Annotated in this window: 25 protein-coding genes; 17 read left to right on the top strand and 8 right to left on the bottom strand. The window is 69.3% G+C overall.

Annotated elements, in window-relative coordinates; all coding sequences use genetic code 11:
• Together AKJ13_RS11805 and AKJ13_RS11800 are read left to right on the top strand one after the other, a co-directional pair.
• The coding region (locus tag AKJ13_RS11805; protein ID WP_050733504.1) for an ATP-binding protein at positions 1-961 on the top strand (961 nt) is incomplete at its 5' end.
• 99 nt (positions 962-1,060) lie between these two features.
• On the top strand, positions 1,061-1,324 hold the full coding sequence (locus AKJ13_RS11800; RefSeq protein WP_007563945.1) for a hypothetical protein: 264 nt from the start codon (positions 1,061-1,063) through the stop codon (positions 1,322-1,324).
• A 213-nt stretch (positions 1,325-1,537) separates the two neighbouring features.
• On the opposite strand, the gene AKJ13_RS11795 is transcribed toward AKJ13_RS11800, so the two are convergent.
• Together AKJ13_RS11795 and AKJ13_RS11790 are read right to left on the bottom strand one after the other, a co-directional pair.
• Positions 1,538-1,777: a hypothetical protein gene (locus tag AKJ13_RS11795; protein WP_007563942.1), complete on the bottom strand. Its 240-nt coding sequence runs from the start codon at positions 1,775-1,777 to the stop codon at positions 1,538-1,540.
• A gap of 172 nt (positions 1,778-1,949) precedes the next feature.
• A complete protein-coding gene (locus tag AKJ13_RS11790; RefSeq protein WP_007563940.1) occupies positions 1,950-2,186 on the bottom strand; it encodes a hypothetical protein in 237 nt (78 codons plus the stop codon).
• A gap of 230 nt (positions 2,187-2,416) precedes the next feature.
• Between AKJ13_RS11790 and AKJ13_RS11785 the strand changes: the two genes are divergently transcribed.
• From AKJ13_RS11785 to AKJ13_RS11720, 14 genes are all read left to right on the top strand, one after another.
• On the top strand, positions 2,417-2,788 hold the full coding sequence (locus tag AKJ13_RS11785) for a hypothetical protein (RefSeq protein WP_039902985.1): 372 nt from the start codon (positions 2,417-2,419) through the stop codon (positions 2,786-2,788).
• A 120-nt stretch (positions 2,789-2,908) separates the two neighbouring features.
• Positions 2,909-4,261: an efflux RND transporter periplasmic adaptor subunit gene (locus AKJ13_RS11780; protein WP_050733503.1), complete on the top strand. Its 1,353-nt coding sequence runs from the start codon at positions 2,909-2,911 to the stop codon at positions 4,259-4,261.
• 11 nt (positions 4,262-4,272) lie between these two features.
• A complete protein-coding gene (locus tag AKJ13_RS11775; protein ID WP_007563935.1) occupies positions 4,273-7,521 on the top strand; it encodes a CusA/CzcA family heavy metal efflux RND transporter in 3,249 nt (1,082 codons plus the stop codon).
• 5 nt (positions 7,522-7,526) lie between these two features.
• On the top strand, positions 7,527-8,084 hold the full coding sequence (locus AKJ13_RS11770) for a hypothetical protein (protein ID WP_007563933.1): 558 nt from the start codon (positions 7,527-7,529) through the stop codon (positions 8,082-8,084).
• Positions 8,085-8,124: 40 nt separating this feature from the next.
• Complete coding sequence (locus AKJ13_RS11765) at positions 8,125-9,066, top strand: cation diffusion facilitator family transporter (RefSeq protein WP_007563931.1); 942 nt, start codon at positions 8,125-8,127, stop codon at positions 9,064-9,066.
• A 211-nt stretch (positions 9,067-9,277) separates the two neighbouring features.
• A complete protein-coding gene (locus AKJ13_RS11760; protein WP_124262910.1) occupies positions 9,278-9,556 on the top strand; it encodes a hypothetical protein in 279 nt (92 codons plus the stop codon).
• A 184-nt stretch (positions 9,557-9,740) separates the two neighbouring features.
• Positions 9,741-10,349 (top strand): permease of the major facilitator superfamily, encoded by a 609-nt coding sequence (locus tag AKJ13_RS11755; protein ID WP_007563927.1) that lies wholly within the window; start codon positions 9,741-9,743, stop codon positions 10,347-10,349.
• 131 nt (positions 10,350-10,480) lie between these two features.
• Positions 10,481-10,918 carry an EamA family transporter gene (locus tag AKJ13_RS11750; RefSeq protein ID WP_050733501.1) on the top strand — a complete coding sequence of 146 codons (438 nt, stop codon included), beginning with the start codon at positions 10,481-10,483 and terminating at the stop codon, positions 10,916-10,918.
• 67 nt (positions 10,919-10,985) lie between these two features.
• On the top strand, positions 10,986-11,645 hold the full coding sequence (locus tag AKJ13_RS11745) for a response regulator transcription factor (protein ID WP_050733500.1): 660 nt from the start codon (positions 10,986-10,988) through the stop codon (positions 11,643-11,645).
• Positions 11,642-12,937 carry an ATP-binding protein gene (locus AKJ13_RS11740; protein ID WP_007563921.1) on the top strand — a complete coding sequence of 432 codons (1,296 nt, stop codon included), beginning with the start codon at positions 11,642-11,644 and terminating at the stop codon, positions 12,935-12,937. Before AKJ13_RS11745 ends, AKJ13_RS11740 begins: the two co-directional genes overlap by 4 nt.
• 92 nt (positions 12,938-13,029) lie before the next feature.
• Positions 13,030-13,806 (top strand): hypothetical protein, encoded by a 777-nt coding sequence (locus AKJ13_RS11735; protein ID WP_050733499.1) that lies wholly within the window; start codon positions 13,030-13,032, stop codon positions 13,804-13,806.
• Positions 13,807-13,874: 68 nt separating this feature from the next.
• Positions 13,875-14,282 carry a hypothetical protein gene (locus AKJ13_RS11730; RefSeq protein ID WP_050733520.1) on the top strand — a complete coding sequence of 136 codons (408 nt, stop codon included), beginning with the start codon at positions 13,875-13,877 and terminating at the stop codon, positions 14,280-14,282.
• Positions 14,283-14,311: 29 nt separating this feature from the next.
• The gene (locus AKJ13_RS11725) at positions 14,312-15,094 is read left to right on the top strand and encodes a hypothetical protein (protein ID WP_050733498.1); all 783 of its coding nucleotides are present in this window, start codon (positions 14,312-14,314) and stop codon (positions 15,092-15,094) included.
• A 29-nt stretch (positions 15,095-15,123) separates the two neighbouring features.
• The gene (locus tag AKJ13_RS11720; protein WP_050733497.1) at positions 15,124-15,903 is read left to right on the top strand and encodes a hypothetical protein; all 780 of its coding nucleotides are present in this window, start codon (positions 15,124-15,126) and stop codon (positions 15,901-15,903) included.
• A gap of 117 nt (positions 15,904-16,020) precedes the next feature.
• On the opposite strand, the gene AKJ13_RS32235 is transcribed toward AKJ13_RS11720, so the two are convergent.
• Positions 16,021-16,215 carry a hypothetical protein gene (locus AKJ13_RS32235; RefSeq protein WP_050733496.1) on the bottom strand — a complete coding sequence of 65 codons (195 nt, stop codon included), beginning with the start codon at positions 16,213-16,215 and terminating at the stop codon, positions 16,021-16,023.
• A gap of 11 nt (positions 16,216-16,226) precedes the next feature.
• Between AKJ13_RS32235 and AKJ13_RS11710 the strand changes: the two genes are divergently transcribed.
• Positions 16,227-16,844 carry a Uma2 family endonuclease gene (locus AKJ13_RS11710; RefSeq protein ID WP_050733495.1) on the top strand — a complete coding sequence of 206 codons (618 nt, stop codon included), beginning with the start codon at positions 16,227-16,229 and terminating at the stop codon, positions 16,842-16,844.
• A gap of 421 nt (positions 16,845-17,265) precedes the next feature.
• Here the strand turns inward: AKJ13_RS11710 and gyrB are convergent, their stop codons facing one another.
• The 5 genes from gyrB to AKJ13_RS11685 all read right to left on the bottom strand — a co-directional run bounded on the left by gyrB (position 17,266) and on the right by AKJ13_RS11685 (position 23,708).
• Complete coding sequence (gyrB, locus tag AKJ13_RS11705; protein ID WP_050733494.1) at positions 17,266-19,710, bottom strand: DNA topoisomerase (ATP-hydrolyzing) subunit B; 2,445 nt, start codon at positions 19,708-19,710, stop codon at positions 17,266-17,268.
• Positions 19,711-19,889: 179 nt separating this feature from the next.
• The gene (locus AKJ13_RS11700) at positions 19,890-20,852 is read right to left on the bottom strand and encodes an aldo/keto reductase (protein ID WP_050733493.1); all 963 of its coding nucleotides are present in this window, start codon (positions 20,850-20,852) and stop codon (positions 19,890-19,892) included.
• 4 nt (positions 20,853-20,856) lie between these two features.
• The gene (locus tag AKJ13_RS11695) at positions 20,857-21,501 is read right to left on the bottom strand and encodes an MBL fold metallo-hydrolase (RefSeq protein WP_050733492.1); all 645 of its coding nucleotides are present in this window, start codon (positions 21,499-21,501) and stop codon (positions 20,857-20,859) included.
• Positions 21,502-21,588: 87 nt separating this feature from the next.
• Complete coding sequence (locus tag AKJ13_RS11690; protein ID WP_050733491.1) at positions 21,589-21,978, bottom strand: hypothetical protein; 390 nt, start codon at positions 21,976-21,978, stop codon at positions 21,589-21,591.
• A 62-nt stretch (positions 21,979-22,040) separates the two neighbouring features.
• Positions 22,041-23,708 (bottom strand): alpha-amylase family protein, encoded by a 1,668-nt coding sequence (locus AKJ13_RS11685; protein WP_050733490.1) that lies wholly within the window; start codon positions 23,706-23,708, stop codon positions 22,041-22,043.
• Positions 23,709-23,843 lie beyond the last annotated feature (135 nt).

The raw sequence follows: 23,843 nt of genomic DNA, 5'->3' as shown, positions 1-23,843 counted from the left end.
GCCGGACGAGCCGCTCCACCGGCAGGACCTGCGCGGGATCATCCCGCTTCCGGACGGGAGCGCGCTGACCTTCCGGTCCGCGCACGCCCCGAGCCTCGTCCCCGTCGCGCCCTGGGCCTCGCTCGCCACCGCCATGGCCATCCTCGTCGGGGTGGCCGCGGTCGTCCTGATGCATCGGATCGCCGGCCCCTTGCGGGAGCTGACCCGGGCCACCGGACGGATCGGCCACGGCGCCCCCGTCCGGGTTCCCGAGATTGGTCCCGACGAGACCCGAGGGATCGGCCGTGCCCTCAACGCGATGCAGGAGCGCATCCACCGGCTGGTCGGCGAGCGGACGCAGGCGCTCGCCGCCGTGTCCCACGACCTGCGAACGCCCATCACCCGGCTCCGCCTGCGCCTCGACCACGTCGAGGACCCGGCCGGGCGCCGCGCCATGGCCTCCGACCTCGACGACATGCAGGCGATGGTCGACGCGACGCTGGCCTACCTGGGGGGCGACGCCGACCCGGAGCCGCGGCAGGTCACCAACGTCGCGAGCATTTTGATGGGGGTCGCCGACGCCTCCGCGGATGCCGGCCGGGCGGTCGCATACGGAGGACCCGGCCGGGCCCTGGCGACGGTGCGCCCAGTCGCCTTCCGGCGGGCGCTGGAGAACCTCGTGGACAACGGCGTGCGCTACGGCGCGCGGGTGCGCATCGCCCTGGCGGCCGAAGAGACAGCGCTGGTCTTGCGCATCGACGACGACGGGCCCGGCATCCCGGCATGCGACGTCGCCTGCGCCTTCGAGCCCTTCACCCGCCTGGAGGGGTCGCGCAACCGAAACACCGGCGGGACCGGACTCGGCCTGACCATCGCGCGGCGGGCCGTGGAAGCGGAGGGAGGCACGCTCATCCTGACCACGAGGCCGGAGGGCGGATTGCGGGCCGAGATCCGCGTGCCCCGGGCTGGGCGCGGCGGCTGACACACTTCGTCACGAACGCGGCGTCCCGGAGACAAACGGCTTGGCTATCTCGGACTTCGAAGCGGCCGACGCGGTCGGCGCCGAACAGGCGACCGACAGATGAAGCGCACGCTCGCCGCCGTCCTCGCCGCCGGGATGCTGGCCGCGGCCACGGGGTCCGCCTTCGCCGTGGACAGCCACGGCAATGCCTCGAACCCCGAGCGCGCCGTCCCGAACACCGGTGGCGTGTCGGGCGGCCCGGCCCATCGCGACGACCCGCGCGTCAGCGAGGCCCGTGAGAAGCGGCCCGACGGCAAGCCGGCGCATTCGGACAACGACGGGCATGCCCACGGGCACAGCCACGACAAGCCCGGCAAGAAGTGAGCTCGCCGGGCAGGCCGCGGGGGCGGGAGGCGCGGACATGCGGATGCTGCCCCTGCTCGTCGTCTTCGCGCTCCTGGCCGCGGTGATCGGCTACGCGCTCGCCGAGCCTGCTCGGCACGTCGTTCACGATGCGCCGACCCCTCGCGCGTCGTGATGCGCCCGCACCGGCGCGAGCCGGTGCGGGCGACCTCTTCTCGACGCCAGGCGGCGACCTCAGTCGTCGAAGTCGTGATGGTGATGGTGCCGCTCGAACCGGCCCGGCCCGTAATCCTCGCGGCGCGGGTGATGGTGCCGGACCACGACGTCGTCATGGTTGCCGTGGCGGTAGACATCGACATGGTCGTGCGGCCGCCGCTCGCCGTAGCCGTAGCCGCGCTCGTAATACTGGGCCGAGGCCGCGGCCGGCGCGAGGAGGATGGCCGCCGCCATCAAGCCTGCTAGGTGCCGTCGCATCGCTGTCTCCTCCGGGGATTCCTATTGCGGCGGTTTGCGCGGCGGCCGTTGAACAGGTTCTGAGACCGTCGTTCAGGAAGCCGTCACCCCAGGTTCGCCGACGTCCTCGAAATGCGAGGGGCCGGGCCGGACGTCGCTGCCCCCGGCCCGGCCCCGTCGCGATGTCAGCCGCTCAGTGGCGGTGCTCTTCCACGACGGTCTTCTCGTGATGGTCGTCATGATGTTCGTGCACGACCGGCCGGTCGCGATGGTTCTCCTCGACGGTGGTGTGCGTATGGTCGACATCGCGGCGGTGGCCGTCGCCGTGAACCCCGACTCCGCCGGGGCCGACGTCCACGTGCTGGGCGAGCGCACCGACCGGCGCGAGGGCCAGGGCGGCCGCGGCGGCGGCGGCGAACATGATCTTCATCCAAGGATCTCCATGTTTCGCGGTCGGCCGGGAATGCGGCCCCCCGCGAAACCGTTCCCGGATTTTCCTCGCCCGGTATTCGTCTCGGCCGAGCGAGAAACGGCTTGGCCGCTTTCGCGTCGTGACCGCGGCTGACCTTGCATGGCGGCCACAAAATCTGTTCAGACCGGGTTCAAGAGGCCAGGACGATGCCTTGTCCGATCCGGGATAAATCGCGCATAAGGCCGGAGATGGGTTCAGGACGCGGGCATAGCCGCAGGTGGGCGGCACGGGGATGGTGGGCGTTCGCCGCACGCCTGCTCGCGCTCGCCCTCGCCCTGTCCCTCGTCGCGCCCGCCGCCGGCCTCGCCGCCGACGTCGCGTACCACGATGGCGGCGGCAGGCACGTCACGGAGATCGCGAGCATTGAGGCCGCGCCCGACACCGGCGCGACCGACCCCGGCATGGCCTGCCACCTCCATTGTGGCTGCCACCAGGCGGCACCCGCCGTGGCGGACTTCTCGGAGCCGGTCTTCGGGGTCGCCCGGCTGGCCTATGCGCATTTGAGCCAGACGGTTTCCTCCGTCTCGCCGGACCGCCTGCCGAGGCCCCCCCGCGCCTGAGGTGACGCCGCAGAGGCGCGTCCCGAACCCGGAGCCCGCGCTCCGGGCCACTCCTCACGCCACAGAAGCGGGACTGCCGCGTCCGTCCGAACGGCGCCCGATCCCGGCCGAGCAGGTCTCATGCGCATCCTCATCACCGCGGTCCTCGTGGCCGCCGGCATCGTCGTCGGCGCCGCCGTCCCCGCCATATCCGCGTTCGTCCGCGGCCTCCTGACATCGGCCGGGCTGCCGCCGGCCATCCTCACCTTCGCCGCCGGCCCGCCCCCTGGCGGGAAGGCGCCGAAGGATGAGGCCAACCATGCCGAAGGCGACGGCCACGACCACGGCAAGGCCGCCGCGCCGAAGGCCGAGGGAGCCCACGCTCACGGCGAGCACGAGCATTCCGAGGCGGAGGGCGAGGAAGGCCACGTCAAGATGACGGCCGAGCAGGTCGAGGGGCAGGACATCGGCGTCGCCAAGGCCGAGGGCGGGACGCTCTCGCGACACGTCCTGGTGCCCGGCACCATCACGCCCGATACCGACCGGATCGCCCGCGTCCCCGCCCGCGTCGTCGGCACGGTGTCCGAGATGCGCAAGCGCCTGGGCGACGACGTCAGGAAGGGCGAGGTGGTCGCCCTCCTCGACAGCCGGGAAGTCGCCGACGCCAAGAGCGAGTACCTCACCGCGATGGTCCAGTCCGACCTCCAGAAGATCAACTTCGAGCGCCAGCAGAAACTCTTGGCGTCGGCGGCGGCATCCCAGGCGGCGTTCGACAACGCCAAGGCCGTGTTCCAGGAGAACCAGCTGCGCGTCGACCTCGCCCGCCAGAAGCTCTCGGCGCTGGGCCTGAACGCCGCCGAGGTCGCCGCCGCGCAGAAACGCGACGAGGCGACGCCGAACGCCTCGACGCTGCGCCAGTACGAGCTGCGGGCGCCCATCGCCGGCCGCATCGTGGAGCGCAAGGTCGATGTCGGCACGGCGGTGGGCAAGGAGGGCGACCCTGCCGACGTCTACACCGTCGCCGACCTCTCGACCGTCTGGATCGAGCTCGCGGTCCCCACCTCCGACCTCGCCGAGGTCCGGGAGGGCGCGCGGGTCACCGTGAACCGCGGCGGCCGCAGCGAGCAGGGCAAGGTGGTGTTCGTCAGCCCGCTGCTGAACGCCGACACCCGGTCCGCCCGGGTCGTGGTCTCGCTGCCCAACAAGGACATGGCCTGGAGGCCCGGCACCTACGTCACCGCCGAGGTCGAGACCGCGACGGACCAAGTGCCGGTGCGGGTCGCCAAGTCGGCGCTCCAGACCGTCGAGGGCAAGCGCGTCGTCTTCGTGCGCACGGACGAGGGCTTCGAAAAGCGCGAGGTCGAGCTCGGGCGCTCCGACGACGACGGCTTCGAGGTCGTCTCGGGCCTCAAGCCCGGCGAGACCATCGCGGTGGCCAACACCTTCCTCCTCAAGGCCGAGCTCGGGAAGAGCGAAGCCGACCACGACCATTGAGGAAGCCCGACATGATCAGCCGCATCCTCGACTTCTCCGTGCACCAGCGCTGGCTGGTTCTGCTCCTGTCGCTGCTGGCCGCCGGCTTCGGCGGCTACTCGGTCACCAAGCTGCCGATAGACGCGGTGCCCGACATCACCAACAACCAGGTGCAGATCAACACGACGGCGCCGTCGCTCTCGCCCGTCGACATCGAGAAGCAGGTCACCTACCCGGTCGAGACCGCGCTCGCGGGCATCAAGGGGCTCGAATACACCCGCTCGCTCTCGCGCAACGGCTTCTCGCAGGTCACCGCGGTCTTCGCGGAGAAGCTCGACATCTACTTCGCCCGCCAGCAGGTCGCCGAGCGCCTCGCGCAGGTGAGGCGGGACCTGCCGCCCGGCACCGAGCCCAGCATGGGGCCGATCTCGACCGGGCTGGGCGAGATCTACATGTGGTCGATCCATTACGCGAAGCCCGGCGAGCGCACGGTCTCGAAGGCGGGCAAGCCCGGCTGGCAGCCCGATGGCAGCTACCTGACCCCCGAGGGCCAGCGCCTGAAGACCGAGCTGGAGCAGACCGCCTACCTGCGCACCGTCCAGGACTGGATCATCCGCCCCCTAGTCAAGACCGTGTCCGGCGTGGCCGGGGTCGACGGCATCGGCGGCTTCGAGAAGCAGTACCACGTCCAGCCCGACCCGACGCGGCTCGCGTCCCTCGACCTGTCCTTCTCGGACGTCGCCCGGGCGCTGGAGGCCAACAACGCCAACCAGGGCGCCCGCTACCTGGAGGACAACGGCGAGGGCTACGTCGTGCGCGCCGCCGGCCGCCTGGAGAGCATGGACGAGATCGGCGACGTGGTCGTCGCCACCCGGGGCGGCGTGCCGGTGCGGATCAAGGACATCGCCGAGGTCCGCATCGGGCGCGACCTGCGCACGGGCTCGGGCAGCGAGGACGGCCAGGAGGTCGTCGTCGGCACCGCCCTGATGCTGATCGGCGAGAACAGCCGCACGGTGGCTGCCGCGGTCGACGCGCGCATGGAACAGATCCGCAAGAGCCTGCCGCCCGGCGTCGAGGTCCAGACCGTCCTCGACCGGACCCGGCTCGTCGAGGCGACCGTGAAGACGGTGGTGAAGAACCTGTCCGAGGGCGCGGCTCTCGTCATCGTCATCCTGTTCCTGCTGCTCGGCAACATCCGGGCCGCCATCATCACGGCCCTGGTCATCCCGGTCGCCATGCTGATGACCATGACCGGCATGGTCGAGGCGAAGATCTCGGCCAACTTGATGAGCCTCGGCGCCCTCGATTTCGGGCTGATCGTCGACGGGGCGGTGATCATCACCGAGAACGCCCTGCGCCACCTCGCAGAGAAGCAGCAGGAGCTGGGCAGGGGGCTCGACACCGAGGAGCGCCTCCAGACGGTCCGCGCCTCAGCCGAGGAGATGATCAAGCCGTCGCTCTACGGGCAGGCGATCATCATCTTGGTCTACGTCCCGCTCCTGACCTTCACGGGGGTCGAGGGCAAGATGTTCGAGCCGATGGCGCTGACCGTGATCATCGCGCTCGTGGCGGCCTTCGTGCTGTCGCTGACCTTCGTGCCGGCGCTCATCGCCATCGTCATCACCGGCAAGGTCACGGAGAAGGACAACCTCATCATCCGGGCGCTCAAGGCCGCTTACCGCCCGGTGCTCGGCGCGGCGGTCCGGGCGCCGTTCGTCTTCGTCGGCGCGGCGCTCCTGCTGCTCGTCGGGGCGGGCATCCTGTTCACCCGCCTCGGGACCGAGTTCATCCCGCAGCTCGACGAGAAGAGCATCGCCCTCAACGCCACCCGAATCCCATCGACCTCCCTCACCCAGTCGCAGGCGATGCAGCTCAAGGTCGAGAAGGTGGTCTCGAAATTCCCGCAGGTGGCCTACGTCTTCTCGAAGACCGGCACCGCCGAGGTCGCCTCCGACCCGATGCCGCCGAACTCCTCAGACACCTTCGTCATCCTGAAACCCCAGGAGGAGTGGCCCGAGCCGAGCCTGTCCAAGGCCGAGTTGCAGGAGCAGATCGAGAAGGCGGTCGGGGCGCTCGCCGGCAACGTCTACGAGTTCTCCCAGCCGATCCAGCTGCGCTTCAACGAGCTGCTCGCCGGCACCCGGGGCGACCTCGCCGTGAAGGTGTTCGGCGACGAGTTCGAGCCGATGCTGAAGGCGGCCAACCAGGTCGCGGCGGTCCTGAAGGGCATCGACGGCGCCGAGGACGTCAAGGTCGAGCAGACGGCGGGCCTGCCGTTCCTGGAGATCAAGATCAACAAGGCCGAGGCGGCGCGCTACGGCCTGAGCACCGGGGCGATCCAGGAGGTCATCGGCGCGGCCATCGGGGGACGGGACGCCGGCGTCGTGTTCGAGGGCGACCGTCGCTTCCCCATCGTCGTGCGCCTGACCGACAAGGTCCGCGAGGACCGGGAGGCCCTGGAGAACATCCCGGTGCCGCTGCCGGCGGGCCCGAACGGCCGGGCGAGCTCGGTCCTGCTCAAGCAGGTGGCGAGCTTTTCGGTCACCGAGGGACCGAACCAGATCTCGCGCGAGAACGGCAAGCGGCGGGTCGTGGTCACGGCCAACGTGCGCGGGCGGGACATCGGCTCGCTCGTCGCGGAGGCGCAGGCGAAGGTTGGAAGCCAGGTGCAGCTGCCGCCAGGTTCCTACCTCACCTGGGGCGGGCAGTTCGAGAACCTCGCCTCGGCCAAGCGGCGGCTGATGGTGGTGGTACCGGTCTGCTTCTTCCTGATCTTCCTGTTGCTGTACTCGGCCCTGGGCTCGCCGCGGGACGCGCTGCTGGTGTTCAGCGCGGTGCCGCTTGCCCTCACCGGGGGCATCTTCGCGCTTTGGCTGCGCGGCATGCCGGTCTCGGTACCGGCGGCGGTCGGGTTCATCGCGCTCTCGGGCGTTGCGGTCCTCAACGGCCTCGTCATGCTGACCTTCATCAAGCAGCTCGTGGCGGAGGGCCGGCCGAAGCGCGAGGCCATCCTGGAGGGCGCCATGACCCGGTTGCGGCCGGTGGCGATGACGGCGCTGGTCGCCTCGCTCGGCTTCGTGCCCATGGCCATCGCCACCGAGACCGGCGCCGAGATCCAGCGGCCGCTCGCCACCGTGGTCATCGGTGGCCTGATCAGCGCCACCCTGCTGACCCTGATCGTGCTGCCGGCCCTGTACGCCCGGTTCGGCAAGGTTGTCGTCCCGAAGGTCGCGGAGCGGCCGCGGGAGCCGGGGCCACGACACCTCAAGGCGGCGGAGTAGACGAGATGCGACGCGTCCCAACCTGGTTGGCGGCTCCTTTCGCCTTCCTCGCGCTGACGGGTGCGGCTCCGGGCGCGGACGGAGGCGTCGGCGAGGCTCCGTTCGGCCTCGCGTGGGGGCCCGTCGCCGACGTGCCGCGCCCGCTCAAGGCCGACCGCGAGGCCAACCTGACCGCGCTGTACTACCCGCGTGGCTGGCGGCCGGCCGTCGGGTCGGCAACGGCCGAGGTCGTGCTGGTGGTCTGCCGCGAGGAGGGTCTGCAGGAGGTCGTCTGGGTGGGGCTCCCCCTGGCGGGCGAGGAACTCGCGCGCGTGCGCCGCGCCATCCACGACGAAGGGGTGCGCCGCTACGGCGAGCCGACACCGGGGCCATCGGCCGATTCCGAGCTCTGGCCCGGCGGTCGGGCTCTCCTGGCCAGCCGCGAGGCTCCGGACGGGCGGCACGAGCTCGTCATGGCGGCGTTCGGTCCCGGCTACGCGGCCTGCTCGGCCGCCCACCTCGCCGCGACCGGACACCCCGCCGGCGCGCACGTGGCCGAGCTCATCGGCTCCTCCGGCCCCTGAGGCGGCCGGTCCGGGACGGCAACGAAAGACTGGGAGCGACATGGGACACGGACACGCGCACGGCGGCGGCCACGGGCATTCGCACGGCGGCGGCATACCCGCGGGCTCGGCGGCGGGCAGGAACAAGGGGCGCCTAGCCTGGGCGCTCGCCCTGACGCTGACCTACATGGCCGCGGAGGTCGTCGGCGGCCTGCTCACCGGCAGCCTCGCGCTGCTGGCCGATGCCGCCCACATGGTCACGGATGCCGGCGGCCTCGCGCTGTCGCTGCTCGCCATCCACTACGCGGCCAAGGCGCCGTCGCCGGGCAAGAGCTTCGGCTACATGCGCTTCGAGATCCTGGCGGCCCTCGCCAACGCCGTCGTGCTGCTCGGGGTGACGGCCTACATCCTGTACGAGGCCTACCGGCGCTTCTTCGAGCCGACCGAGATCCTCGGCTGGCCGATGATGCTGGTCGCGTTCGTCGGCCTCGGGGTGAACCTCGCCAGCATGAGACTCCTCGCGGGCGGATCGTCGGAAAGCCTCAACGTCAAGGGCGCCTACTTCGAGGTCTTCTCCGACATGCTGGGTTCGGTCGGCGTCATCGCCGCGGCCCTCGTGGTGATGGCGACGGGCTGGCGATGGGTCGATCCGCTGGTCGGCGCCGGCATCGGCCTGTTCATCGTGCCGCGCACCTGGCGCCTGTTGAGCGAGGCGCTTCACATCCTGCTGGAGGGAACGCCTCTGGGTGTCGATCTTGCCGCGCTACGAACGGAGATCGAGGCGATGCCTGGCGTGCGGCGCGCCTACGACCTTCATGCCTGGACGCTGACCTCCGGCTTCGACGCGATGAGCGGCCACGTGGTCATGGACGACGTCGCCGCCGGACCCGACCTCATCCGCGCGGTCCGGCGTCTGGTGAAGGAGCGACACGGCATCGAGCACGTCACCGTCCAGGTCGAGGACGAGGCGCTTTCGGCCGAGGCCGCGCGCCTGCCCGTGTGACGGCGAGCATCCGGCATGAGCAAGAAATCGGCGCGGCTGCGGAGCGAGTGGGCGCCAAATCCTCGGCGCAAGCGACGGGTCAGGCCATACGTCCGCAAAGCCGCGGATCGAATGATGATAGCGATCTGTATCGGATTGCCTCTGGCCGTATTGTTTCTCCAATACTTCAAGCACCTCATGAAGTGATGCCTGACTATGCAAGGTGTTTTCAATGAATGATCTACAAACGCACCATTTTGCCGTGACGACAACGGCGATGCTTGCGGTTCTGAGAACATCGACCATCGCCATGATGACCCTTCTCATGCAAAAACTTTCAGCACCTGAACGGGAAGAGGTTTTCGCAGAGATCGCGGCGACAATCGGTGAGTTGCCCCCGGATTATTCCCAGGCAGGCCCCGTGGGGACCAAGTTCTACGAAGAGGTGGTGGCCGAGGCGCCGGCGCTCGCGAAGGCATTCGTCCAAGATTTGCGTAGATCTCTTGGTTGAAATCCGATGAGACCATTTATCAGTTATCGAGTGTTGGTGACGGAGAGCAGAGGTCCCGCGGACCTGACGCGCCTGTCGCCTTTTCTGTGCTCGGTGCCCGGCCCGTCACTGAGGCTTAGGCGTCTCCGTATCGAGTGCCAACTGGGCATGGCGGATCTTCCTGGCGACACCGCGCCTGCGCGGGTTGCTCGCCCTGAATTTCGCCGTCGCGGCGGCCGGCGCCATGGTCATCGTCAATACCGTGGTAATCGTCCAGGCCCTGCTCGGACGCCCCCAGCACGACGTCGCCCTTGCCCTTGGACCCTTCGGCGCGGGCTCGATGGCCGCCGCCCTGGTCCTACCGCGGGTCCTGGACCGCCTGTCCGACAGGGGTGTGATGCTGCCGTCCGCCGCCTTCCTCGGAGTCGTCCTCGTCGGGGTCGCTGCCCTGACCTGGTGCGGGGCCATCGGCTGGCCCGTACTGCTCGGGACCTGGCTCGTCCTTGGGATCGGCTACTCCGCCGCCCAGTTCGCGCTCTCGCACGCGTCGTGGCTCCTCACTTACCCGCTGGCGGGCTGCCTCGGCGCTGCCGTCGGGATGCCCGCGACCCTGGCGGCACTCGGCGCCCTGACCGTCGCGGGCGTCGCGGCGGCGGCCATGCTTTGGCCTGCATCCGACCCGGACGTCGTCGCACATGCCCACGCGGACCTCGACCCGTCCCACCCCCACGTGCGGGGGATCGGTCAGGGCCGGCACGAGCATGCTTTCGTCATCGACGACCTGCATCGGCAATGGCCGTCCAGGGCGAATTAGGAACCACACGGCGAGCGTTGGAACGGCGACGCTCAGGGGGGGGCGTCGGGTGCCGGACATCCCTCATCCGATGGTCTGTCGGGGGCCGTGAGGATTGCGTCGCGGCAGGTCCGCATCGAGGGGAACACGGCATGAGGACGTTGCTCGGATCCTGGCAGCTGTGGGCGCTGCTTTCTGCCGCCTTCGCGGCGTTGACCGCGATCTTCGCCAAGGTCGGCATCGAGAACGTCAATTCCGACTTCGCCACCTTCATCCGCACGGTCGTCATACTCTGCGCCCTCGGCGCCATCCTGGTCGGCACGGTCCAGTGGGTACCGGTCGGGTCGGTCTCGGCCAGGACCTACGTGTTCCTGGTGCTCTCGGGCCTCGCCACGGGCGGCTCATGGATCTGCTACTTCCGCGCCCTCAAGCTCGGCGAGGCCAGCCGCGTGGCCCCGGTCGACAAGCTCAGCGTCGTGCTGGTGGCCGTCTTCGGGGTCGTCTTCCTCGGCGAACGTCTATCTCCACCGAATTGGCTCGGCGTCGCCCTCATCGCCGCCGGGGCCGTGCTCGTCGCCTATCGAGGATGAAGCCGGCGGGAAGGGATGCGTCGCGGCGCAGTCCAGGGCGAGGGCTCGAAACCGGACGGACCGACCGATGCGCGTGCTGTTGATCGAGGACGACCGGATGATCGGCGAAGGGCTGTCGAACGGCCTCTCGGCCGAGGGCTATTCCGTCGATTGGGTCCGCGACGGCGGCGAGGCCGAGACGGCCCTGCTCAACGGCGGCCACGCGCTCGCGCTGCTCGACCTCGGCCTGCCGGGCGGGGACGGACTTCGGGTGCTTCGATCCGCCCGGGCGGCCGGGATCGACACGTCGGTGCTCATCATCACGGCGCGGGACGGCCTCGAAAGCCGCGTCGCAGGCCTCGACCTCGGGGCGGACGATTACCTGGTCAAGCCGTTCGAGATGCGCGAGCTGCTCGCCAGGATGCGGGCCATCCTGCGCCGTCGGGCCGGGCGGGCGAGCGCGCGGCTCGTGGCCGCCGAGACCGAACTCGACACGGAAAGCCACGTCCTGTCCCACGCCGGGACCGTCGCGGTCCTGTCGGCGCGCGAATACGCCCTCATGCACGCCCTGATGGAGCGACCGGGGCGCATCCTCTCTCGTGCGCAGATCGAGGAACGCATCTACGGGTGGGGCGAGGAGGTCGAGAGCAACGCGGTGGACGCCCTGATCCTCACGGTCCGTCGAAAGGTCGGCAAGGGCGTGATCCTGAATGTCCGCGGCGCAGGTTGGATGGTACCCAAGCCATGAGGGCCGCCTCCCTGCGCCGCACGACGCTCGTCTGGATGACCGCCCTGCTCGCCGGAATCGGCTTGGCCGCGATGGTCGCGGCCTATGCCCTCGCGCGGATCGAGGCGGCCGATTTCCTCGACGGGCAGTTGCGGCAAGTCGCCCTCAACGCCGGTCCCGGGCTAACGGACGCGGACGCGCCGCCCGCCGCCGACCAGGACCCGGAGGACCAACTCGCCGTCACCATCTGGAAGGACGGGCAGGTCCTGCGCGACGACCGCGGCGTCGACGTCCGCCACCCCGGCCGCACGGGATATGCGAACGTCGTCATGGGCGGCGAGCTCTGGCGCACATACACGACCGCCAACGGCACAACGACGGTCCGGGTCGCCCAGCGCGACGTCGTGAGGGCGGAGTTCGCACGCAATGCGGCGCTCGGTGCCGTGGCCCCCCTGCTGCTCCTCGTCCCGCTGTCGTGGATCGTCGTCGGCTGGGCGATGAACCGGGCGCTCGGGCGGCTCGACGGCTTGGTGCATGACCTCGCCGGGCGCGGCGCCGCCGCCCAAGGCCCCTTGCCGACGCGCGGCGTGCCGACGGAGGTGGCGCCCCTCGTCGAGGCCATGAACGGGCTCATCCTTCGCCTGCAGGCCGCTCTGGCCGCCCAGAAGCGGTTCGTCGCCGACGCGGCGCACGAACTGCGTACGCCGCTCGCCGCGATGCAGATCCAACTCGACTCCCTCGGCGGGCCTGCCGGTGGCGGGAGCGACGCGCGGCGTACGGCGCTGGCGGACGGCCTCCGGAGGGCGAACCGGCTGGTGGATCAACTGCTCCGTCTCGCCCGGCTCGACGACGGTGCCGAGGCGCGTCCTGCATCCGTCGACCTCGGCCAGCTCCTGCTCGACTGCGTCGCCGACCACGTCGTGCTCGCCGAGCGCAAGGACATCGACCTGGGCGTGCATATCGAGACACCCGCGACGCTTCACGCGTCGGAGGACGAGGTCCGCGTCCTGTTCGCCAACCTCGTCGACAACGCCCTGCGCTACACGCCGTCCGGAGGCCAGGTCGACGTCCGTCTGCTGAACCGGGACGGTGCGTGCGTCGTCACGGTTCGGGACACCGGCTGCGGGCTGCCGCCGGGAAGCGAGGGCCGCCTGTTCGACCGCTTCTTCCGGGCCGCGCCACCGGAAGTCGAAGGCACAGGGCTCGGGCTCGCCATCGCCCGCCGCATCGCGGAGCGCAACGACCTCGGCCTGACGGTCGAAAACCGACGTGACGGGCAGGGGACCCTCGCAACCGTCAGACTGCCGGCCTGAGGCCGAGCCTGCGGCTCCTTTGGACGAAGCTCATTCTGCCCTCATTATGGCTCGCTATCACGGTGCCCGACCATGACGGACGGGAGACGGGGATGAGCGAGATCCAGCGCCAGATCTTGAACAAGGTACCGGAGGTCACCGCGGTCTTCTGGGTCATCAAGATACTGTCCACGACCGTCGGCGAGACCGGCGCGGACTACCTCGCGGTGAACGTCGGCCTGGGTGCCGCCGTCACCGCCACCCTCACGGCCGGCCTCCTCGCGGCCGTCCTCGCCCTGCAGGTGCGCGAGTGGCGCTACTTGCCCTGGACCTATTGGTCGACCGTCGTCCTCGTCAGCGTGGTCGGCACGCAGGTTACCGACATCCTGACCGACAAGCTCGGCGTGAGCCTCTTCGTCAGCACCGGCGTGTTCGCGGCCGCCCTCGCCACCGTGTTCGCCCTTTGGTACGCGACCGAGCGGACGCTCTCGATCCACGCCATCGTGACCCGGCGCCGCGAGGCGTTCTACTGGCTCGCCATCCTCCTGACCTTCGCGCTCGGCACGGCCGCGGGCGACCTGGCTACCGAGGCGCTGGGGCTCGGCTTCAATCTCGGCGTCGTCATCTTCGGCACGATGCTGGCCGCCCTCGCCCTCGCCTGGCGCCTCGGCACGAACCCGGTGACGATCTTCTGGCTCGCCTACATCGTCACGCGCCCCCTCGGCGCATCGCTGGGCGATCTGCTGTCGCAGGCACGGGAATACGGCGGCCTCGGCTTCGGCACGGCCTCCACCAGCCTCGCCTTCTTCGCCGTCATCGTCGCCCTGGTGACGTCCCTGAGCCTCGTCTCCGGACGCCCTGGCGAGCCGGCCGGACAGCGGCGGGCCTGACCGTCCGCCGCCTCCCGCATCCCCATCCTCCAGTCCTTCCAACGCCGCACGACACGGAGCGAATGACCATGCGAAACATCCTCCTCGCCGCCATCGCCGCGACGGTCATCGGCGCCACGGCCGCCCCCCTGGGCCTGCAGGCGATGCAGGACGCCGCCGTCGGAGCGACGCCCAAGGCGATGGCGGCCTCGAAGCTCGGCGACCTCTCCAAGTTCCGGACCATCGTCGTCGACGTAAAGGCGATGACCGACCGGGGCGACCTCGCCGCCGCCAAGACGCGCATCAAGGACCTGGAATTGTCCTGGGACGCGTCCGAGGCCGGCCTGAAGCCGCGAGCCGCCGCCGACTGGCACGTCGTGGACAAGGCCATCGACCGCACCCTCGACGCGTTGCGGGCTTCGAACCCCGATCCGGCCGCCTGCCGTCGCGCGGTCGACGACCTGCTCGCCATCATCGACCAGACCCACACCGCGTGAGCCAGCCCTCGCTTTCCCACGGCAGCCCGATGCAACCGACCGAGCGACCCGGACACGTCGAACCCGCCAAAGTGCCAGAAGCCACCGCCGGGTTCTGGGCCATCAAGATCGTGGCCACGACGTTGGGCGAGGTCGGCGGCAACGCGGTCACGTTGACGCTCGGCCTCGGCTATCTCGCCGGCACGGCGATCTTCGGGGCCGCCCTGGCGGTGCTGCTCGCCGCACAGGTCCGGGCGGACCGCTTCCAGCCGCTCCTGTACTGGGCCGTGGTCACCGCGACGACGCTCGCAGGCACGACCCTCGCCGACTTCTGCGACCGGTCCCTCGGCATCGGCTACGCGGGCGGGTCCCTGGTGTTGCTCGGATTGGTCGTCGCGACCCTGATCCTGTGGAAGCGCACGCTCGGCACGGTCGCCGTGGAGACGGTACGGTCCCCGCGGGCCGAAGGTTTCTATTGGGCCACGGTCATGTTCTCCCAGACGCTCGGCACCGCGTTGGGCGACTGGATGGCCGACAGCAGCGGACTCGGGTACAACGGGAGCGCGCTCCTCATCCTCGTCGCGCTGGTCGTGGTCACGGCCCTCCAACTGCGAACGCGCGTTTCCAGGCCGATGCTGTTCTGGACGGCGTTCGTCCTGACGCGGCCGCTCGGCGCCACCCTCGCCAACTCGCTCGACAAGCCAGTCGCTTCCGGCGGCCTGGGCATCGACGACATCACGATCTCCGGCGTGCTCGCGCTCGTCATGGCCGGGCTCGTCCTCCTCATCCCGCAGCGTGCCGGTCGCCGGGCGGCCTGCGCCGACGCGCCGTGAGGTTTCCCCTCGAAGAAGGAGCAGGTCCGATGGACGACCGTTACGAACGCGCTCTGAGCAAGGTGCCGGAGGTCACGCTGGGCTTTTGGATCATCAAGATCCTGGCCACGACGCTCGGGGAGACCGGCGGCGATACCGTCACCATGACCCTCAATTGGGGCTACCTCGCCGGTACCGCCCTGTTCGCCGTGCTGCTGGTCGCGCTCGTGGTCGCCCAGGTCATGTCGAAGCGGTTCCACCCGGTCCTGTACTGGTCCACGATCGTCGCCTCGACCACCTTCGGTACGACGATGGCGGACTTCGCCGACCGCTCGCTCGGCATCGGGTACACCGGCGGGTCGACCCTGCTCCTCGTTTGCCTCGCGGCCGTGCTCGGGCTCTGGTACGCGACCGAGGGCACCGTGTCGGTGAACACGGTTTCGACCCCCCGGGTCGAAGCGTTCTATTGGGGGGCGATCACCTTCTCGCAGACGTTGGGCACCGCGCTCGGCGACTGGCTCGCGGACACCGGCGGCCTCGGCTACGAGGGCGGCGCCCTCGTCTTCGCGGCGGCGCTCGCGGTCGTCGTCGCCCTTTACTACCGGACCTCGGTTTCGCGCGTCACGCTCTTCTGGGCGGCGTTCATCCTGACCCGCCCGCTCGGGGCCACGGTGGGCGATTTCCTCGACAAGCCGGTCGCCGACGGCGGGTTGAACCTGAGCCGGCCGCTCGCCTCCGCCGTGATCGCGGCCTTCATCGTCGCGCTCATCGTCCTCCTCCCGCAAAGGGCCGGTCAGCATCCGACAGAGGGAGCACAGGCGTCGCGCTGACCCGGACGTTCCCGTGCGAGCGCCGAACGGCCACCGTGCCTTGCCCAAAGCTTCCGGATCGCCACGTCCAAGCGTATGATGAGGGGGAACCTATAGTGCCAAAGCATGCCCGCTGCATTACGCGACGACTTCATCGGGCTGGATGAGTACGAACGCCTCTGCGAAGCGGCGGAGGAAGGGGAGCGGCTGGAGTACATCGACGGGCAGGTTGTCCGCATGCTGGTCGGCGGCTCCATCGCCCACCATGCCTTGACCCGGTGCCTCGATAACCTGATTGCCGACCGCCTCCCCCCGGCGGGCCGTGCGCGTCATTACGTCAGACGATGCGGCTCCAAGCGGGAACGGCACGCGTCTACCCGGATGTCTTCGTCGCCTGCGGGGATACCGTCGAACCGGATCCGGAGACCAACAGCGTCCGTTCGGCGACCGTCATCGTGGAGGTTCTGCCCCCCGCGACCGAACGGTACGACCGCGGCGGGAAATGGCTCGAATACCAGACGCTGCACGACCTCATGCATTTCGTCCATGTCGCGCAGGACCAACGCCGGGTCGGATTCTTCCACCGTCAGGGAGACGGATGGCACTACGAACTCCTACAAGGACCGGACGCCGTCCTTCGGCTAGCGGCCATCGGGGTCGAGTTGAGGCTCGACGATTTCTACTCGTCCATCCCGCTGCTAGCCACGGAGGGCGGCGACCTCGCTACCCAAGCCACGTTTGCCACCGTTCAGGTATCGGGCATTGCGGGGATGAAGGGTCTTCCACGCTCGCCGGACATCTACGCCATGGTTACGGAGATGGACGCCGGCGAGTGTGAGGCGGCCGTAGCTGCCATCGTCGGCTTGGTCGGTACGCCCGCGATGGTGGATTGGAAGTCCGTACTGCCGGAGCGGCTGCAGAACCGGCTGGATGCTGTTCTGAGCGCCAGCACTTACTATTAGGCAGTCCTTTCAGGAGCCGGGCGGCTTAATCATAACCGAAGGGGGGCGGCCCCATGAGGGCTTGGGCGTCCTCCAACGCCCGGTCGACGTTGCGGGGGTGTTTGCCCGCTCTGGCACCCGCCGCGACGACCAACGCCGGATGGAACCCCGTCTTCATTACCCACTCCGAACCTAAGCGGTCCGTACCCCGACGGCTAGGGCGGCCATGGCGCTCAGCAGGTAACCGACCTCAAAGCGTTGGATCTCGGTCACCAAAGGGCACTGACGAAAGCTTGATGTTGACAGCGGAGAGCATCTCTGAATCAATGCTCTCCCAACCTGAAAACCTGCCGATACGCCGGCGAGGTCAGGCTTCTCAGTAAATCGGTCCACATAATTCGCTTCCCGGGACATATTTTACTGAGAAATTACATAGCGGGCGCTACACGTCCAGGTTGGCGACGCTCAGCGCGTTGTCCTGGATGAACTCGCGCCGCGGCTCGACCACGTCGCCCATCAGCTTGACGAACAGGTCGTCGGCGTCGGTCGTGTCCTTGACCTTCACCTGCAGCAGCGAGCGCACCTCGCGGTCCAGCGTCGTCTCCCAGAGTTGCTGGGCGGTCATCTCACCCAGGCCCTTGTAGCGTTGGAGCTGGAGACCCTTGCGGCCGAAGGCCATCACCGCCTCGAATAAGGCGACGGGCCCGTGCAGAACGGTCTCGTCGGTCTTGCGCATCAGCGTAGCGGGCTCGCCGTAGATCTCGCGGAACGCGTCGGCGCGCTCGGACAGGCGCCGCGCCTCCTGAGAGGAGATCAGGCTGGCATCCAGGGTGGCGACCTGCTTCACGCCGCGGAGCGTCCGGGTGAGGCGATAGCCACCCTCGTGCGATTCACCCTGCCAGCCCTGCTCGATCTCGTCGGCAATCAGATCGAGGCGGCGCGCGGTCATGTCGGCCAGCACCTCGGCCTCACCGGGCCGCGTCGCCGCCTCGGCGTCGAATGCCCCGGCCAGCACCGCCTGCTCGACCACGGAGCGGTCGTAGCGGGTGTGCAGGCCCTGGAGCACGTTGCGGAAGCCACGCGCCTCCTCGACCAGGCTCTTGAGCTGCGGGCCGGTGAACTCGGCGCCGGTCGAGAGCCGCAGGATCGCCCCGTCGGTGCCCTGGTCGATCAGGTAATCCTCGAGGGCGCGCTCGTCCTTGAGATAGATCGCCTTGCGCCCACGCTCGGCTTTGTAGAGCGGCGGCTGGGCGATGTAGAGGTGGCCGCGGTCGATCAGCTCCGGCATCTGGCGGAAGAAGAACGTCAGCAGCAGGGTGCGGATGTGCGAGCCGTCCACATCGGCATCGGTCATGATGATGATGCGGTGGTAGCGCAGCTTCTCCGGGTTAAAGCCCTCGCGGTCCGTTGACGAGCGCCCGATCCCGGCGCCGAGCGCCGTGATCAGCGTGCCGATCTCCACAGAGGACAGCATCCGGTCGGCGCGCACGCGCTCGACGTTGAGGATCTTGCCGCGCAGCGGCAGCACCGCCTGGAACGCCCGGTCGCGGCCCTGCTTAGCCGAGCCGCCGGCCGAGTCGCCCTCAACCAGCAGGATCTCGCATTTCGACGGGTCGCGCTCCTGGCAATCGGCGAGCTTGCCGGGCAGCGAGGCGATGTCCAGCGCCCCCTTGCGGGTCACGGTCTCGCGGGCCTTGCGGGCGGCCTCGCGGGCGGAGGCCGCCAGCACGACCTTGCCCATCACCGAGCGGGCCTGCTGCGGGTTCTCTTCGAGCCACGTGGACAGGCCCTCGTTGAGGACGTTCTCCACGGCGGGACGGACCTCGGACGAGACCAGCTTGTCCTTGGTCTGCGACGAGAATTTCGGATCCGGCACCTGCACTGAGATGACCGCGGTCAGGCCCTCGCGGCAATCCTCGCCGGTGAGCGAGACCTTCTCGCGCTTCGAGACGCCCGACGAATCTGCGTAGCCGGTGATCTGGCGGGTCAGCGCCGCCCGGAAGCCCGCCATATGCGTGCCGCCGTCGCGCTGTGGGATGTTGTTGGTGAACGGCAGGACCGTCTCGTTGAACGAGTCGTTCCACCAGAACGCGACCTCGACCCGGATGCCCTCACGCTCGGCGCGGACCACCACGGGGCTGGACATGCCCTCGATCGGCTTGCGCGAGCGGTCGAGGTAGCGGACGAAGGCCTCGATGCCGCCCTCGTAGTAGAGCTCCTCGCGTTTGTGCTCGGCATGGCGCGCGTCGGTCAGTACGATGCGCACGCCGGAATTCAGGAAGGCGAGCTCGCGCAGCCGCTTCTCCAGCGTGCCGTAGTCGAACTCGATCATCGTGAAGGTGTCGGTGGAGGGCAGGAAGGTCACCTCCGTGCCGCGCCGTCCGTTGCCCGGGCCCACGACCTTGAGCGGCGACACGGCATCGCCGTGGCGGAACTCCATGGCGTGCTCCATCTCGTTGCGCCAGATCCGGAGCTTCAGCCAGGACGAGAGTGCGTTGACCACGGAGACGCCGACGCCGTGCAGGCCGCCGGAGACCTTGTAGGAGTTCTGGTCGAACTTACCGCCCGCGTGCAGCTGGGTCATGATGACCTCGGCCGCCGAGACGCCCTCCTCCTTGTGGATGTCGGTGGGGATGCCGCGGCCGTTGTCGGACACGGTCACCGAGCCGTTGGCGTTGAGCTGGACGGTCACGAGGTCGGCATGACCGGCCAGGGCCTCGTCGATGGCATTGTCCACCACCTCGTAGACCATGTGGTGCAGGCCCGAGCCGTCGTCGGTGTCGCCGATATACATGCCGGGGCGCTTGCGGACGGCGTCGAGGCCCTTGAGCACGCGGATCGATTCCGCGCCGTACTCGGCGGGCTCGTTCGGGGGGATGTCGGCCATGAAATTCCTCGGGCAGGCGGACCAGTTCGCGACGGAGGGACTCGCGCCGTCGGGCGCCCACGCCTGCGCTCTCGCTTGGTCCGCCTGATATAGGGGTTCCGCGTTGAGATTGCACGATTTTACGGGCTCGCGCCGGACCCGTGCACCCGCTTTTCTGAGGCCCGGCGCTTAACGCCGCGTTAGCCCTGGATTCCGCCCGCGCTGGCCGCGTCCAAACGGGCGATCGCGTCCGCCGACAGGGTCAGCGCGGCGGCCCCGAGCAGATCGTCGAGCTGCGCCACCGAAGTCGCGCTGGCGATCGGCGCGGTGATGCCCGGCCGGGCAATGATCCAGGCGAGCGCCACCTGGGCCTGGGTTGCGCCGTGGTCCCGGGCGATCGAATCGAGCACGTCGAGGAGCGCAAGGCCGCGCGGGGTGAGGTACTTCGCGACCCGGTTCTCCCGGGCCCGTCCAGCCGCATCCTGCGCGGAGCGGTACTTGCCGGTGAGGAAGCCCGCGGCCAGGGAGAAATAGCCGATCACGCCGATCTCTTCCGCCCGGCACAGGGGTTCAAGCTCGGCCTCGAAGCCGCGCTCGGCGAGGCTGTAATCCGGCTGGAGGCATTCGTAGCGGGGCAGGCCCGAGGCGGCCGAGACTTTCAGCGCTTCGGCAAGCCGCGCGGCCCCGTAGTTCGAGGCGCCGATCGCCCGGACCTTGCCGGCGGCGATCAGGCGCTCATAGGCCCGCAGCGTCTCCTCCAGCGGCACCTCCGCATCGTCGACATGCGACTGGTAGAGGTCGATCCGGTCGGTCTGGAGCCGCCGCAGGGACGCCTCGCAGGCCGCCTCGATATGCCGGGCCGAGAGTCCCTTGCCGGCCTCGCCCATATCCATGCCGACCTTGGTGGCCAGCACGATCCTGTCCCGCGCGCCCGGACGCGCCGCGAACCACTTCCCGATCACCATCTCGGATTCGCCGCCCTGATGGCCGGGCGCCCAGCGCGAATAGACGTTGGCGGTGTCGACGAAGTCGAAGCCGCGCTCCACGAACCGGTCGAGGATCGCGAACGAAGTGGCCTCATCCGCGGTCCAGCCGAAGACGTTGCCGCCGAGGCAGAAGGGCGCGACCGTGAGGTCGGAGCGGCCGATGCGGCGTTTGTCCATGATGTCAGCCCTGAAGGAATGGGTTGGAGACGCGCTCTTCGCCGAGCGTCCCGGTCGGCCCGTGGCCGGGGATGAAGGCGATGTCGTCGCCGAGCGGCAGGACTTTCTCCTTGATCGCCCGGATCAGCTGCTCGTGGTTGCCGCCGGGCAGGTCGGTGCGGCCGACCGAGCCCTTGAAGACGACGTCGCCGACCAGGGCGAAGCGCGCGTCCCGGCTCACGAACACGACGCTGCCCGGCGAGTGGCCCGGGCAATGGAGGATGTCGAAGCCGAGTTCGCCCACCGTCACGGCGTCGCCGTCCTCGAGCCAGCGATCGGGGGTGACGGCCCTGCCCTCGCCGATCCCGTAATTGGCCGCCGTCTCCGGCAGGAAATCGAGCAGGAACTTGTCGGCGAGGTGCGGGCCTTCGATCGGCACGCCGAGGCGCTCGCGCAGCTCGTCGGCGCCGGCGGCGTGGTCGACATGACCGTGAGTCAGCAGGATCTTCTCCACGCGCACGCCCTGCTCCCGGATGGCGGCCTCGATCCGGTCGAGGTCGCCCCCGGGATCGACGACCGCGCCGACCTTGGTGGAGTCGTCCCAGATCAGCGTGCAATTCTGCTGGAAGGGCGTGACCGGGATGATCCCGGCGCGGGGCGTTCCTGGCATGGGGTTCCGCGAGTTGGCTGCGCCGCCGCCGGCGCTCTCGACCCGGTTCTAGCGCAGAAGCGTCCGGGCGACACCATCGCGGCCCGGTCAGGCCGGTCCATCTTTCGGGCGGCGCAGGCTGTCGTGGAGCGCCAGCATCTCGGCCATGCCGAGGGACCGGCTGCTCCAGCGGGTCTCGGCGGTGTTCACTTTGGTGAACCGGTTGTGGGACCGGCCGCCATAGGCGCCGAAGAGCGCGACACCGGCCTCGGTCGCGCCGTCCTCCGAAGGCGTCGCGGACGCGTCCGGTCGGTCGATCCGATAGGAGGGCGCGGCCGCCTTCCCGGTGACGCCGATCCGCACCCAGGCATCGCCGTAATGCTTCTGGCACATCCGCATCGTCACCAGCACCTGCCGGAGATAGCCCTCGGCATCCTCGAGGCCGGGCAGGACGTCCGCGATCGTCGCGTCCGAGGGGTAATGCTTCGACCGAACCATGTGAAACCTCGCTCCGGGGCGTGCCTTACCGTGCCAGCCGGGCCAGGGCGAGGCGCCGCTCGTCAGCTCGGCGTCCGCCTCAGCAGGGCGTCGAGCCCGCCGACCCGGAACCAATGGTAGCCGTAGCCCTCGAGGAACAGGCAGTGCTTGCCGTCGGGGCCGACCTCGCTGCGCGACCCGGTCAGCACGTCGATCAGGATGTCGTGCTCCGGCTCGGCTGCGCCGGATGCGAGCGCGACCTCGACGGGTTCGGACGCGAGGTTGTGCACGCACAGCACGGCATTGCCGCGCCACGTGTAGCGCAGCGCCAGGACCGAGTTCAGGCCGGTCGGGACCGCGGTCACGTCGCCCCAGCCGATTTCGGGGGCCTCCTTGCGCTGGCGGATCAGGCTCTGCATCCAGTTGAGCAGCGAGCCCGGATCGTGCCGCTGGTCGGCGACGTTGACATGGGCGTAGCCGTAGGGGCCGTGATCGATCGGCGGAAGGATCGTGCGCTCGGCCTTGGTGAAGCCGCCCTGGTGCTCGGCGGTCCATTGCATCGGCGTGCGGGCGCAGTCGCGCTCCTTCAGGGCGAGGTCGTCGCCCATGCCGATCTCGTCGCCGTAGCGCAGCACCGGCGTTCCCGGCAGGGTGAACATCAGCGAGTAGGCGAGCCGGATCCGGCGCGGGTCGCCGGCCAGCATCGGGGCGAAGCGGCGGCGGATGCCCCGGTCGTAGAGTTGCATCCGCTTCTCGGGGCCGAACTCCGCGAACACCGCTTCGCGCTGCTTCTCGGTGAGCCGGCCGAGGTCCAGCTCGTCGTGGTTGCGCAGGAAGATGCCCCACTGGCACGAGAGCGGGCGGGGCTTGGTCCGCTCGATCGCCTTCACCAGCGGTCGCGCGTCGTGCGCGGCCAGGGCATAGAAGGTCGATTGATTGACCTGGAAGTTGAACATCATGTGCATGCGATCGGCGTCGTCGCCGAAATAGTCGAGATCCTGCTTCGGCAGGATGTTGGCCTCGGCCAGGATGATCGCGTCGCCCTTGCGCCATTGCAGGAACTCGCGGAAGTCGCGCAGCATGTCGAATTGCTCGCGCGGCTTGCCGCCGACATCGGCGCCCTTCTCGGCGATGACGAACGGCACCGCATCCATGCGGAAGCCCGAGACGCCGAGCTCGATCCAGAAGCCCATGATCTTCAGGATCTCGGCCAGCACCTCGGGGTTGGCGGTGTTGAGATCGGGCTGGAAGTCGAAGAACCGGTGGAAGTACCAGGCGCCGGCCTTCTCGTCGTAGGTCCAGGTCGTCTTCTGCACCCCTGGAAAGACCATGCCCTCGTCGGTGGTGGCCGGGCGCTCCTTCGACCAGACGTACCAGTCGCGGTAGGGCGAGTTCGGGTCGGAGCGGGCCGACTGGAACCAGCGGTGCTTGTCGGAGGTGTGGTTGACGACGAGGTCGATCAGCACCCGCAGGCCCCGCTGCTTGGCCGCGTGCGCGAAGGCGACGAAATCGCCGAGCGAGCCGTAATCGGGATCGACCCCGTAATAGTCCGAGATGTCGTAGCCGCCGTCGCGCTTGGGCGAGGGCTGGAACGGCATCAGCCAGATCGCGGTGGCGCCCAATCCCTGGATGTAGTCGAGCCGCCGTTCCAGCCCGGCGAAGTCGCCGATGCCGTCGCCGTTGGCATCCATGAAGGTACCGACCGACAGGCAATAGATGACCGCGTTCTTGTACCAGAGATCGGTGATCATGCCGGTCCTTCCCTTCGCCGCGTACGACGAACGTCAAGCCTGGCGTAAGCGTTGCCGTGGGCTGTCTCAAATCAGCCGCGTTGTGCGGCGCCTATCCAGCGCCCCCGGCCTGGCGCTATTCCGGCCGGGCCCTGA

Source organism: Methylobacterium sp. ARG-1, from assembly GCF_001262595.1.
In the GTDB taxonomy this organism is placed as follows: Bacteria; Pseudomonadota; Alphaproteobacteria; order Rhizobiales; family Beijerinckiaceae; genus Methylobacterium; species Methylobacterium brachiatum.
This window is presented reverse-complemented; position numbering and strand designations above follow the sequence as displayed.